A 12,915-nucleotide genomic window follows, 5' to 3' on the forward strand; every position below is an offset into this window, starting at 1 on the left:
GTGGTTAGCGTCGATGTGACCGACGGTGCCCGGGTGGCGACGACAAGGCGTCAGCTGGGCATCGCGAGCCGATCAGGAGGCGTGATGCTCATCGACTGCGACGGGTGCGCGAAGCGGGCCGACGGCTGTTCCGGCTGCCCGCTGACCGCCCTGTTCGACGAGACGTCCCCGGCGGCGGGGCTGGTCGCCGCAGAGGTCGAGGCCATCGAGGTGTTCGCCCGGGCCGGCTTCGACGTGGAGGTGCTGGCCGCGCCCGCGCGGCCGGAGACCGCTCGTCGCCGTGCCACCCGCCGGGTCGCCTGAGCGCGACACCGCGCCCGGGAGCGCGCTTTCCGCGGGCCATAGGATGGGCGGTCACGGCGGGAGGAGCGGCGCGATGAGCGGGGTACGACGGGACGACGGCACACTCGTCGGCGCTGCACCTGCTGGCGCTGCACTAGCTGGCGCTGCACCTGCTGGCGCTGCACCTGTCGGCGCTGCACTTGCTGGCGCTGCACCTGCTGGCGGCGACGACGCCCGCCGTGCGGGGTGCACGGCGGTGATCCGGTGACCCCGCGCGGGTGGGCGTTGCTGACCCTGGCCGGGCTGACCGTCGCGTTGGTCGTGCTCGCCGCGCTGCTCATTCCGTGGCACCGGCCGCCCGCACCCCGCGCCGACCAGCTCGCCGCGCTGGGTGACCTGCCGGCCGAGCAGGTGGCGAAGGGGCGGGAGTTCCGGGCCGCGCTGCGCCCCGGCGGCTACACCGCGCTCGCCATCGGGCTGCTCGTCGCCCTGGCACTCGGGCTCACCCCGCTGGGCAGCCGCCTGGTCGAGCTGGCGGGCCGGCCCTTCGGCGGGCACTGGGCCGCGCAGGCCGTGCTCGGTGGGCTCGCCGTGGTGCTCGTCGCCGACCTGGTGACACTCCCGTTCGCCGCCTGGCGCCAGAGCGTGCTCACCCGTTACGGGTTGAGCACCAACGGTTGGAGCGGCTGGGCGGTCGACCTGCTCAAGTCGTACGCGGTCAGCGCGGTGATCGGCGCGGTGGCACTGTTCGGCTTCTACGCGGTCATCCGGCTCGCGCCGCGCTGGTGGTGGGCGTTCGGCGCGGGCGGCGCGGCGCTGCTGGTGGTGCTGCTGTCGTTCGTGCTGCCGGTGCTGGTCGAGCCGGTGTTCAACCGGTTCACGCCGATGGAGCAGGGCCAGCTGCGCACCGAGCTGATGAGCATGGCGGCCCGCGACGAGGTGCCGGTGCGCGACGTGCTGGTCGCCGACGCCTCCCGGCGCACCAAGGCGGTCAACGCGTACGTCTCCGGGCTCGGCCCGACGCGGCGGGTCGTCGTCTACGACACGTTGCTGACCGAGGCGACCCCGGCCGAGGTGACCGCCGTGGTGGCGCACGAGTTGGGGCACGCCAAGGACTCCGACGTGGCGGCCGGCACGCTGACCGGGGCGCTGGGCGCCGCCGCCGCGGTGGTGGCGCTCTACCTGCTCGGCTCGTGGGGGCCGCTGCTCCGGCTGGCCGGCGTCGACTCGGTCGCCCAACCGAGCGCGTTCCCGTTGCTGCTGGCCGTCGTCACGGTGGCCGGGTTGGTCGCCGCGCCGGTCCAGGCACTGATGTCGAGGCGGGTGGAGGCACGGGCCGACGCGCACGCGCTCGCGCTCACCCGTGACCCGGAGGCCTTCGAGTCGATGCAGCGTCGGCTCGGCTCGGTCAACCTCGGCGACCCCGATCCGCCGCGCTGGGAATACCTCTACTCGGCCTCGCATCCGTCCACCGTGGAGCGGATCGCCGCCGCCCGCGCGTACGCCCGGGAGTTTGGTCGATGAACCGCACACTGCTGATCACCAACGACTTCCCGCCCCGCCCGGGCGGGATCCAGTCCTTCGTGCACAACCTCGCGGTGCGTCAACCGGCCGGCTCGGTGGTCGTGTACGCGTCGAGCTGGCGCGGAGCCGCGAAGTTCGACGCCGACCAGCCGTTCGAGGTGATCCGGGAGCGCACCCGGGTGCTGTTGCCCACCCCGTTGATCGCCCGCAGGGCGGCGCGGCTGGCTCGCGAATACGACTGCGACACGGTGTGGTTCGGCGCGGCGGCACCGTTGGGGCTGCTGGCCGCCGGTCTGCGGCGGCGGGCCGGCGTACGCCGGGTGGTGGCGCAGACCCACGGCCACGAGGTTGGTTGGGCGGCGCTGCCGGCGGCCCGGCCGGCGCTGCGACGCATCGGCCGAGGCGTCGACGTCACCACCTACCTGGGTGAATACACCCGCAGCCGGTTGGCCCGCGTGCTGGACGGGGTGACCGAGCTGCGCCGGCTGGCGCCCGGGGTCGACGTGGACGCCTACCACCCGACCGTGGACGGCGAGCAGGTCCGGGCCCGACTCGGGCTGACCGACCGGCCGGTGGTGGTCTGCGTGTCCCGGCTGGTGCCGCGCAAGGGTCAGGACATGCTGATCCGGGCACTGCCGGAGATCCGTCGCCGGGTGCCCGAGGCGGCGCTGCTGATCGTCGGCGGCGGTCCGTACCGGGCCACGCTGGAGAAGCTGGCCCGGCAGAGCGGGGTGGAACGGGACGTGGTGTTCACCGGCTCGGTGCCGTCGGCCGAGTTGCCGGCGCACTACGCGGCCGGCGACGTCTACGCGATGCCGTGCCGCACCCGCAACCGGGGTCTCGACGTCGAGGGGTTGGGCATCGTCTACCTGGAGGCCTCCGCGACCGGCCTGCCGGTGGTGGCCGGTGACTCCGGCGGCGCACCGGATGCGGTCCGCGAGGGGGAGACCGGTTACGTCGTCCGCGGTCGGGACGTCGCCCAGCTCGCCGACCGGGTCGCCCGGCTGCTCGCCGACCGGGACCTGGCTCGCCAGTTGGGCGCCGCCGGCCGGGCGTGGGTGGAGCGGGAGTGGCGCTGGGAGGCGCAGGCGGACCGGATGGCGGCGTTGCTGGCCGGCTGATCGCCGAGCCGCGCTCAGCTCTCCCGGGGCGGTGCGTAGCGCGGCACGTACTCCTGGCCGGTGAGCTTCTGGATCGCCGCCATGACCTCGTCGGTGATCGTCCGGATGTCGCGTGGCCCGGTGATCCGCTCGGCGACCGGGATCGGCGGGCCGAAGCGCAGGGTGACGGGGTGTCGGCGGGGCAGCCGCGCGTCGACCGGCAGCACCTCGGCGGTGCCGGTCACGCCGACCGGGATGATCGGCACCTCGGCGTCGCGGGCCAGTCGGGTCATCCCGACGCGGCCCCGGTAGAGCCGTCCGTCCGGGGAGCGGGTGCCCTCCGGGTAGACGGCGACGAGGCCGCCCGCGCGCAGCACCGGTACGGCGGCGTCGAGGGCGCGCAGAGCGGCCCGGCCGTCGGCGCGGTCGACCCGGATGGCACCCATGCCGGCGACGATGCGCCGGTTGAGCCAGCCACTCGGACCGCGGCCGGTGAAGTACTCGGCCTTGGCCCAGAAGGTCACGTGTCGGGGCGTCGCGGCGACGAGGAACAACTCGTCGGCGACGGACAGGTGGTTGCCGGCGAGGATCGCGCCGCCGTGCCGGGGCAGGTGCTCCAGCCCTTCCACACGAGGGTGCCAACCCAGCCGCAGTGCGGCGCCGACGGTCAGCTTGGTGAGGTCGTACAGCAGGGGCACGTGTTCTCCGGGGCTCTCGGGGTCAGGTGGGGGTCGGGCCGAGATGGGCATCGAGCGCGGCGTGCAGCAGGGCGTCGTCCTCGGTGGCGCCCGTGGCCAGCGGCAGACTGCCCCAGGCCCAGAGCTGGGCGATGCCGTGCAGGTTGGCCCAGAGCGCGCCGGCAAGCACCGGCGCGGGGGCGTCGGTCGGTCGGCGTACCTGGGCCACCAGGTCGGCGAGCACGGCGAACAGCGGCAGGCTCGTCTCGCGCAGCCGCAGACGGCCGCTGTCCAGCAGGTCGTGGCGGAACATCAGCTCGAACATGCCGCGGTGGGCCGCGGCAAAGTCCAGGTACGTCCGGGCCAGCGCGGTCAATCGGGTACGCGGGTCCGCCTCGACGTCGCGCATCGTTGCTTCGACGCGGGCGGTGAGGTCGGCGAAGCCCTCCCGGGCGATGGCGGAGAGCAGGTCGACGTGGGTGGGGAAGTAGCGGCGCGGGGCACCGTGTGAAACCCCGGCGCGGCGGGCGATCTCCCGCAGTGACACCGCCGACTGGCCCTCGCTGAGCACCAGGTCCACCCCGACGGCGACCAGTCGCGCTCGCAGCCCCTTCTCGTCCGCGTCCATAGACAGTGTCTACCAGCAGCCGTAGACGCTGTCTACTCGGCGTGCGGGTTCGTGGGCCTGCTCAGCCGGCATCGGGTCTGTCGTTGGTCTGCCGGGGACGTGGGAGTGGTCGTGTGAGCGGTATACCTCTGAGTCATATAAATACCTGTGCGGTATACCGCCTTCGCTCGACCTTGCCGCTCGACCGCGAACCCGATGATCTGAGGTGAGCGGGCGGGGCGGTGGTGGGACTCCGGCGACGTTGCGCGGCGCCCAAAAAGGACAGACCGTGCAGCCCGCGATCGCGCCGTCGTGTGATCCACTCCGGTTTCATGAAGTCGGGGTGTCCTGTTGGCAGGGATACCCCGACATCCTGAAAGGCGAGTGGATCATGCCCGATCGAGCTGGTCGCGGGCGACCGGCGGACCACGTGCGGCGGTCGGCCCGAGGATTCAGCGGATGCGGGCCAGGATGCGATCGGCGGGGGCCGGGCGGCCGAAGTGCCAGCCCTGGGCGGCGTCGCAGCCGATCGCCCGCAGTCGCTCGGCCTGCCCGGCGGTCTCCACGCCCTCGGCGGTGACCGTCAGGTCCAGCGCGTGCGCCAGCGAGACCAGCGAGGCGAGGATCCGCTCGTCGGTCCGGCCGACCGACGGCGACCGCAGGCCGGCCACGAACTCCCCGGCCACCTTCAGCTCGGTAACCGGCAGATCCCGCAGGTACGCCAGGTTGCTGTAGCCGGTGCCGAAGTCGTCGATGGCGATCCGCACCCCGAGGTCGGCCAGGACCCGCAGGGCGCGTACCGGCTCCTCGGCGGTGCTCATCATCGTGCTCTCGGTGATCTCCAGTTGCAGCCGCTCCGGCGGTAGGCCGGTCTGCCGCAGCAACGCGCGGACCTCCTGCACCAGCCCGGGCCGGTGCACCTGGCGTACCGCCAGGTTGACGCTGACGAACGGTGCGGCGGCGCCACCGGCCGACCAGGCCTCCGCCTCGCGGCACGCCTCGGCCAGCACCCACCCACCCAACTGCACGATCAGGCCGGTCTCCTCGGCCAACCCGATGAAGCTGTCCGGTCGCAGCACGCCCAGCTCCGGGTGTCGCCAGCGGACCAGCGCCTCGACGCCGACCAGGCTGCCGTCGCGCAGTGAGGTCAGCGGCTGGTAGTCGAGGTAGAACTCGCCCCGCTCCAGGGCGGCCGGGATGGCGGCGGAGAGCGCGTACCGGGCCAACTCACGTTGGTTGCGCTCGGCGTCGTAGAGGGCCCAGCGGGCCCCGCCGGCGGCCTTCGCCCAGTGCAGCGTGCTGTCGGCGGCCCGCATCAGGTCACTGGGGTTGGCCCCGGCCACCTGGCGCTCCACGATGCCGATGCTCGCCGAGATCTGTAGCTCGTGCCCGTCCACCAGCGCCGGTGTGCGTACCGCGGCCAGGGCGGTCTCGGCCACCTCCACCATGCCGTCGGTGCCGCCGCTGCGCTCCACCAGGATGACGAACTCGTCCCCGCCGAGCCGGGCCACCAGGTGCTCACCCATGGCCTTGCACAACCGCTCGGCCACGGTGACCAGCAGCTGGTCACCAACCTGGTGGCCCAGGGTGTCGTTCACGACCTTGAACCGGTCCAGATCCAGGAAACACACCCCGACGCGTTCCGCGCCGCGGCCCGGCTCGTTCAGCGCGGCGGTGAGCCGCTCGGTGAAGAGCGTCCGGTTGGGCAGGCCGGTGAGGGGGTCGTGGGTGGCCTGATGCCGGAACCGGGCCTCGCTGGCCCGCAGCGCCCGCTCGGCCTGGGTGCGGGCCCTCATCGCGGCCCGACGGATCGACTCCTGCTCGTCGAGCGTCCGGTCGCGCAGCGCCCGGGCGTAGCCCGTCGCCACCGCCGCCAGCAGCCGGGCCATGCGGTCCTCGACGTCCTCGGCCACCAACCCCAGGTCGCGTACCAGGCGGAGTTGGATGACCTCGACGGTACGACCAAGGCCCTCGGCGGAGGCGATGTGCGCGGCCACCAGCTCGGCGCCGACCCGGTGCCCGGCACGCAGGTCGAACGGCTCGGTGAGCAACGCGCCGGCCAGTTGCCCGGTGAGCCGGTGCAGCAGGGTTTCCAGCTGGGCCTGCGTCATCGGCAGGTAGCTGGTGCCGGAGACCGCCTTCGCCCAGGCGCGCGCGAACGTGCCCGGGTGGGAGGTCACCCCGGGCAGCTCAGCCACCGAGTCGCCCGACGCCGCCCATGAAGACCGCCCGCTCGGCGTCCTCCGCGCTCTCCGGGGTGTCCGGTCGCCACTCGGGCACCCAGACCACGCCGGGGTCGAGCAGCTCGAACCCGTCGAACAACGCGGTCAGCTCCGCACGGCTGCGCACCCAGAGCGGGTTGTCGGTGCGCCGGTAGACCCGCTCGGCCTCGGCGCGTTCGTCCTCGCTGCGCCCGTCGTCGCTGGCCTGCGACAGCACGAGGTAGCTGCCGGGGGCCATCGCGTCGCGCAGTGTCCCCAGCAGCTCCGCCGGGCGGTCGTCGTCGGAGACGAAGTGCAGGACGGCCACGACCATCACGGCGACCGGCTGGCTCAGGTCGAGCAGCTTGCGGACGTCCGGGTGGGCCAGGATCGCCTCCGGGCGCCGCAGATCCTCCTGGACGACCACCGCCCGCTCGTTGCCGGCGAGGATCTCACGGCTGTGTGCCACGGCCACCGGGTCGACGTCCACATAGACCACTCGCGACTGCGGGTCGAGCCGCTGGGCGATCTCGTGCACGTTGCCGACGGTCGGGATGCCCGAGCCGATGTCCAGGAACTGCCGGATCCCCGCGTCGGCGAGGTGGTGCACGGCCCGGCGCAGGAACGCCCGGTTGGCCTGGGCCATCAGTGGCGCCTCGGGCACCGCCGCGACCATGGCCTGCGCCGCGGCACGGTCGGCGGCGAAGTTGTGCGAGCCGCCGAGGTAGTAGTCGTACATCCGCGCGACGCTCGGGCGCTCGATGTCGATGGTTTCGGGTGCCCAGTCCGGCCGCTGCATGCGTCAACCCCTCGAATCCGCGACGCGGGCGTCGTCGCCCGCGCGGGTATTGTGCACCCGCCACGCACGCCAGACCATAGCGCGCCGGAGGTTGCCCGCCGACGTCGGTCGCGACGTCCCGCTCGACGAGCGGGGACAGGTCAGAACTTGGGAGCGTCCGGTGCCTCGAGCAGGCCGAGCCGGAGCGCGGTCATCAGGGCCTGAGCCCGGTTGGCCGCACCGAGCTTCTCGTAGAGCTTGGAAATGTGCGTCTTGGCGGTGGACTCGCTGACGAACAGCTGCTTCGCGATGCCCGCCACGCTCATCCCGTCGGCCAGCAGCCGCAGCACCTGCCCCTCCCGCGGTGACAACTGCGGGCCGGACGGGGCGAGCCGACGCTTCATGGCCTCGGCCAGGTCGGCGGCGGTGAACGCGCTGGGGGAGGAGGCGGCGTGCCGTGCGGCGGCCACCACCTCGTCGGCCGGGGCGGTCTTCGGCACGAAGGCGCTCGCACCGGCCTCCAGGGCGCCGAAGAGCTGATCGTCGCCGGCGTACATGGTCAGCACCACGATGCCCATCGACGCGCTGGACTTGCGCAGCGCGCGGGTGGCCTCCAGGCCGCTGCCGTCGGGCAGCCGCAGATCCATGATCACCACGTCCGGCTGCAGAGCGCCGGCCTGGCGTACGCCCTCCGCCGCCGTGGCCGCCTCACCGACGACCTCGAACTGGCGGTCACGCTCGAAGGCGTGCCGCAGGCCCTTGCGAATCAGGTCATGATCGTCGACAAGGAGGACCTTGGTGCGGGTGGCCGGTGTCGGACTTGTGGTCATCCTCGGGTTACTCCCCTTCTGATGGTGCTGCGCTGTCGCGCACGTTGTCGCGCCGGGCCGAGGTGCCGAGAACCACCGCCACGGTCGTGCCGCTGGGTTGCCGCGGCCTGATCTCCAACCGGCCCCGGATACGTTCCGCCCTCTCGGCCATGATCGCAAGACCGTACCGTCCGTCGGGGCGCTGGTCAGCCATCCCCTGACCGTCATCCGACACTTCTATTTGTGCATACGGCGGGTCGACCTCACACGTGACCCACAGATTCGAGGCTCCGGCGTGCTTACGCGCGTTGGTCACCGCCTCCTGCGCGATGCGCAGCAACTCGGCCTCGGTGGCGGCCGGCAGCCGCGCGGTGGACTCGTCCAGCGAGAGGTGCACCCGCAGCCCGCCGGACGCGCCCACGGTGCGCGCGTACTCGGCGATCGCCGCGGCCAACCCACCCTGCCGGTCCACCTCGCTGCGCAGCTCGAAGAGGCTCAGCCGCAGCTCCTGGATCACCCGGGTCACCTCGGTGCGCAGCGTACGCAGGGCCTCGGCGGTCTCGTCGGCGTCGTCGAAGACGGTGGCCAGGGCGTTGTCGATGCCGTAGCCGACCATCACCAGCTCCTGCGCCACCCCGTCGTGGATCTCCCGGGCCAGCCGCTGCCGCTCCTCGTTGGTGGCCAGCGAACGCACCTCGTCGAAGAGCAGCGCCGCCTCCAACCGCAGCGCGGCCGGGCGGGTCAGCGCGGTCACCCGGGACACGACCGGCGGGGGGTACGCGTGGGCGGCGTCCGCCTCCAGCACCACCAGCCCCACCGTGCGTACCCCGGCGACCAGCGGAACGATCAGCGCGGACACGTCACCGCCGCGGTGCGAGCGGGACTGCGACCGTGCGGCCGTCGTGGCCTGCTGGCTGGCCCAGGCGTCGGCGATGGCCGAGTCCGCGTCGAGGGTCGTCTCCCAGTCCACCCGGTCGACGCCGGCCTGGGCGAGCACCACGAGCCGGCCGCCGCCACTGGCCGACAGCACCGCGCCCCGGTCGGCCTGGGCCACCGTGCGCAGCTCCTCCAGCAGGTGCTCGGAGATGCCGCCCGGATCCAGGGTGGCCCCGGGCAGCTGCCGGGCGACCGTCCGCAGCTGGGTCAGCAGTCGGGTGGCCTCGGCGTACGGCTGGGGTTTGCCCTCGTTGCGCACGGCCATCACCCGGTGCAGGGTGCCGGCGGCGTAGAGCCCCAGCGCCGCCAGGATGAGCCACTGCGCGCAGACCGCGAGGTAACCGAGCTGGCCGAGCTGGAGCCCTCCGCCGACCTGGGTCAGCGCGCCGCTGACCAGCAGGGTCGCGGCGGTGACCGCGAGCAGGGCGGTGCCCTCGGAGAAGCGGCGGCGCAGCGCGGTGACGGTCACCGGGACCGCCAGGTAGGGCAGCACCGCCGAGGCGCCGAGGCCGTCGACGGTGCCGCCGATCGAGGCGACCGCCGCCACGTGGCTCGCGGCGAGGCCCAGCACCACCACCTCCGCCACCCGGCTCAGCGGCGCGATCAGCCGGTGCTGTGGTGCCAGCAGGGACGGCAGCCCGGCCACCGCCAGCAGCGCGATCCACCAGAGCTGGCTGACGTCACGGGTGGCGAACAGGGTCAGGATGGCGATCAGCGCCAGCATCACCAGGCGGGCGGCCGCGGCGAGGGGATGCGGGTGCGGTGCGGTTGCTGTGGATGCGGGCACGTGACGGATGGTAGTCAGCCTCGGTAGATATCGGCGATCTCCGCCGCGTACGTCTTGTGGACAACCTGGCGTTTGACCTTGAGCGACGGGGTCAGTTCCCCGGTCGCCTCGGTGAAGTCGCGGGGCAGGACCCGGAACACCTTGATCGCCTCGGCCTTGGACACGGCCTGGTTCGCCGCGTCGATCGCGGACTGGATCTCCTGACGCAGGCCCTCGTGCTCGCGTAGCTGCTCGACGGTGGTGTCGGCGGGCATGCCGGCGCCCTCCAGCCAGGTCGGCAGCGCCTCCTCGTCGACGGTGACCAGCGCCGCGATGAACGGCTTACGGTCACCGACCACCACACACTGGCTGATCAACGGGTGCGCCCGGACCAGGTCCTCCAGTACCGCCGGGGCGACGTTCTTTCCGCCGGCGGTGACGATCAGCTCCTTCTTGCGGCCGGTGATGCTGAGGTAACCGTCAGTGTCGAGGTGGCCCAGGTCGCCGGTGCGGAACCACCCGTCGGAGCTGATCGCCTCGGCGGTCGCCGTCTCGTTGCGCCAGTAGCCCTGGAAGACCAACTCGCCGGAGATCAGGATCTCGCCGTCGTCCTCGATGCGGACGGTCACGCCGGGCAGCGGACGGCCGACGGTGCCGATCCGGGTGCCGTTCGGCAGGTTCGCCGCGGCGGCGGGCGACGTCTCGGTGAGGCCGTAGCCCTCCAGGACCGTCACGCCGATGCCCCGGAAGAAGTGACCCAGCCGGGCGCCGAGTGGCGCACCGCCGGAGATGGCGTCCCGGCACCGGCCGCCGAGGGCGGCGCGCAGCTTGCGGTAGACCAGCCGGTCGAAGACGACGTGCTGGGCGCGCAGCGCCAGGCCAGGCCCGCCCGGGGTCTCCAGAGCCTCGCTGTACGCGATGGCGACCTGCTCCGCGCGGGCGAAGATGCCGCCCTTGCCGTCCGCCTCGGCCTTCTGCTTGGCCGCGTTGTAGACCTTCTCGAACACCCGGGGCACGGAGAGCACGAAGGTCGGCCGGAACTCCTGCAGCTCCGCGACCAGGTTCTTGGTGTCGGCGCAGTGCGCCATGGTGGCCCGGGCCTGCACGACGCCGATCTGGATCAGCCGGGCGAAGGCGTGCGCCAGCGGCAGGAAGAGCAGCGTGGTCGCGCCGGGGTTGAACAGGTTCGGCAGCACCGGCACCGCGTTGGCGATGTCGGCGTACATGTTGCGGTGGGTGAGCACGCAACCCTTGGGCCGGCCGGTGGTGCCGCTGGTGTAGATGATCGTGGCGAGGTCGCCGGCGTGGACGGCCTTGCGCCGCCGCTCGACCTCGGCCAGCTCGACGGTGGCACCGCTGGTGACCAGTTCGTCGACCCCGCCCTGGTCGATCTGCCAGACGTGGTTCAGCTCGGGCAGCCGGTGTCGGACGCCGGCGACCAGGGCGGCGTGCGCCTCGGTCTCCACCACGACGGCGACCGCGTTGGAGTCCTCGAGGATCCACGCGGCCTGCTCGGCGCTGGAGGTCTCGTAGATCGGCACGGTGACCGCGCCGACGGCCCAGATGGCGTAGTCCAGCAGCGTCCACTCGTAGCGGGTGCGGCTCATCAGGCCGACCCGGACACCGGGCTCGATGCCGGCGGCGACGAGCCCGCGGGCGACGGCGGCCACCTCGTCGCGGAACTGGAGGCAGGTCACCTCGGCCCAGGCGGTGACGGCGCCCTCGGCGCTCGCGGTGGGGCGGGCGAACTGGACGGCGTCGGGCGCGACCTCGGCGTTGTCCCAGACCGGATCGGTGAGGTTGGCCGCGTCGCCAACGGTGACGATCGGCGGGACGGAGAACTCGCGCACCTGCACTCCTTCGTGCTCGTACTGGTCGGGCCAGCCGCCACCGTGGGCGTCGGCTGTGTGTCGAAACCTACCCGGTGAGCATGGGCACACCGCCAACGCCCGGGGCTGTTGCGGCCCCCTGCGGACCTCGGCGACGTGCCGACGGGGGCGGCGCGGCGCGGGGGCGGTACCCGCCGGGTAGCCTCCCCCCATGGCGGACTCCTCCACCCAGTCGATCATCATCGGCGCCGCACCGGAACGGGTGACGGCGGTCATCTGCGACTTCGCGTGCTACCCGGAGTGGACCGACGCGGTGCGCCGGGTCGAGGTCGTGGAGGAGTACGAGGACGGCTACGCCAGCCAGGTGCGCTTCACCATCGACGCCGGGGTGATGGCCGACGAGTACGTGCTCGCCTACTCCTACGCCGAGGACCTGTCCCGGATCGAGTGGCACCTCGTCGCCCCCTCGAAGATGCAGAAGAGTCAGCGCGGGTCGTACGACCTGGTGGGCAACCCGGACGGCAGCACGACGGTGACCTACACGCTGGAGGTCGACCTGTCGGTGGGAATGCTCGGGATGTTTCGGCGCAAAGCCGAGAAGATGATCATGGACACCGCGTTGAAGCAGCTCAAGCGCCGGGTAGAAGCAACCGGTGCGGCGCAGTGACGTGTCCGGTGGCACGGTAGAGGAGCCGAGGGTGGGCGCAACGGATCCGGGTTCGGCCCGGGAAGAGGCGGAGCGGCTGGTCGCCACCCTGCTCGCGGGGGCCCGACTGGCCTCCGCCGGCTCGGCGAACGGCGCGTTCGGCTCGCTGGGCGGGGTGCTGGCCGGTGTCCTCGGTCACAGTGCCGGCCCGGAGGGCCGGCCCGGCCCCGCAGGTGCTTTCGCCACCGGATCGGCCGAATGCTGCGTCTGCCCGGTCTGTCGGGGCATCGCCGCGTTGCGCGACCCTAGTCCGGAATTCGCCGAACGCCTGGCGACCGGCGCCGGAGACCTGGCGGCGGGCGTCGCCAGCCTGCTCCGCGCGTTCTCCCCGGCGGAACCGCCCCCGACGAGCCCCTCCGAGCCGCCATTCGAGCGGCCCGCCGCCACCTCGCCGACACCGGCCCCGAGCACCGACGATGTGCTTCCGCAGCCGGCACCGCACGAGCCGTCCGCCGCAACCGGCGACAACCACGTGTGGCGCGATGCCACCCGCACCGGGCATGATTCTCAGCCGGCGCCGGAGCGGGATGTCTGGTCGGTCGCCACCCGGACGGCGGACCCACTCGCCCCGGCCGCCGCACCACCCGTCGACGACGCCGGGTCGGCGACCGTACCGGCACCGACCACCCGTCCCGTGGTGCCCGCCTCGCGGGCGCCTGACGACACCGACGCGCAAGCATCGGGCGACGGCGCCTGAGCG

12 protein-coding genes are annotated in these 12,915 nt (G+C 73.0%); 5 read left to right on the forward strand and 7 right to left on the reverse strand.

Annotation, left to right across the window (positions count from 1 at the left end; genetic code table 11):
• The first annotated feature begins 84 nt into the window (after window positions 1–84).
• The 3 genes from LADH09A_RS00065 to LADH09A_RS00075 all read left to right on the forward strand — a co-directional run bounded on the left by LADH09A_RS00065 (window position 85) and on the right by LADH09A_RS00075 (window position 2,927).
• Window positions 85–303, forward strand: coding sequence for a hypothetical protein (locus tag LADH09A_RS00065; protein ID WP_238642395.1), 219 nt, complete (start codon window positions 85–87; stop codon window positions 301–303).
• Between the two features lie 243 nt (window positions 304–546).
• Entirely contained in the window at window positions 547–1,806 is a 1,260-nt protein-coding gene (locus tag LADH09A_RS00070) for a M48 family metallopeptidase (RefSeq protein ID WP_238642396.1), read from the forward strand.
• On the forward strand, window positions 1,803–2,927 hold the full coding sequence (locus LADH09A_RS00075; RefSeq protein WP_238642398.1) for a glycosyltransferase family 4 protein: 1,125 nt from the start codon (window positions 1,803–1,805) through the stop codon (window positions 2,925–2,927). Before LADH09A_RS00070 ends, LADH09A_RS00075 begins: the two co-directional genes overlap by 4 nt.
• Before the next feature lie 14 nt (window positions 2,928–2,941).
• Here LADH09A_RS00075 and LADH09A_RS00080 read toward each other — a convergent pair whose 3' ends face one another.
• The 7 genes from LADH09A_RS00080 to LADH09A_RS00110 form a co-directional block, all read right to left on the reverse strand.
• On the reverse strand, window positions 2,942–3,604 hold the full coding sequence (locus tag LADH09A_RS00080; protein ID WP_238642400.1) for a lysophospholipid acyltransferase family protein: 663 nt from the start codon (window positions 3,602–3,604) through the stop codon (window positions 2,942–2,944).
• Window positions 3,605–3,626: 22 nt separating this feature from the next.
• Window positions 3,627–4,211 carry a TetR/AcrR family transcriptional regulator gene (locus tag LADH09A_RS00085; RefSeq protein WP_238642402.1) on the reverse strand — a complete coding sequence of 195 codons (585 nt, stop codon included), beginning with the start codon at window positions 4,209–4,211 and terminating at the stop codon, window positions 3,627–3,629.
• A gap of 431 nt (window positions 4,212–4,642) precedes the next feature.
• On the reverse strand, window positions 4,643–6,301 hold the full coding sequence (locus LADH09A_RS00090) for a putative bifunctional diguanylate cyclase/phosphodiesterase (RefSeq protein ID WP_238642576.1): 1,659 nt from the start codon (window positions 6,299–6,301) through the stop codon (window positions 4,643–4,645).
• A 79-nt stretch (window positions 6,302–6,380) separates the two neighbouring features.
• On the reverse strand, window positions 6,381–7,190 hold the full coding sequence (locus tag LADH09A_RS00095; RefSeq protein ID WP_238642403.1) for an SAM-dependent methyltransferase: 810 nt from the start codon (window positions 7,188–7,190) through the stop codon (window positions 6,381–6,383).
• A gap of 140 nt (window positions 7,191–7,330) precedes the next feature.
• A complete protein-coding gene (locus LADH09A_RS00100) occupies window positions 7,331–7,999 on the reverse strand; it encodes a response regulator transcription factor (RefSeq protein WP_007072219.1) in 669 nt (222 codons plus the stop codon).
• 7 nt (window positions 8,000–8,006) lie between these two features.
• Window positions 8,007–9,701, reverse strand: a complete 1,695-nt coding sequence (locus LADH09A_RS00105; protein WP_238642405.1) for a sensor histidine kinase — start codon at window positions 9,699–9,701, stop codon at window positions 8,007–8,009.
• A 14-nt stretch (window positions 9,702–9,715) separates the two neighbouring features.
• The gene (locus LADH09A_RS00110; protein WP_238642406.1) at window positions 9,716–11,530 is read right to left on the reverse strand and encodes an AMP-dependent synthetase/ligase; all 1,815 of its coding nucleotides are present in this window, start codon (window positions 11,528–11,530) and stop codon (window positions 9,716–9,718) included.
• A 190-nt stretch (window positions 11,531–11,720) separates the two neighbouring features.
• Here LADH09A_RS00110 and LADH09A_RS00115 point away from each other — a divergent pair, with 190 nt between their 5' ends.
• Both LADH09A_RS00115 and LADH09A_RS00120 read left to right on the forward strand, forming a co-directional pair.
• Window positions 11,721–12,176: an SRPBCC family protein gene (locus LADH09A_RS00115; RefSeq protein ID WP_238642413.1), complete on the forward strand. Its 456-nt coding sequence runs from the start codon at window positions 11,721–11,723 to the stop codon at window positions 12,174–12,176.
• Window positions 12,177–12,207: 31 nt separating this feature from the next.
• Complete coding sequence (locus LADH09A_RS00120; RefSeq protein WP_238642415.1) at window positions 12,208–12,912, forward strand: hypothetical protein; 705 nt, start codon at window positions 12,208–12,210, stop codon at window positions 12,910–12,912.
• Window positions 12,913–12,915: the final 3 nt, after the last annotated feature.

The sequence above is a fragment of the Micromonospora cabrerizensis genome (assembly GCF_022230955.1).
Lineage (GTDB): Bacteria > Actinomycetota > Actinomycetes > Mycobacteriales > Micromonosporaceae > Micromonospora > Micromonospora cabrerizensis.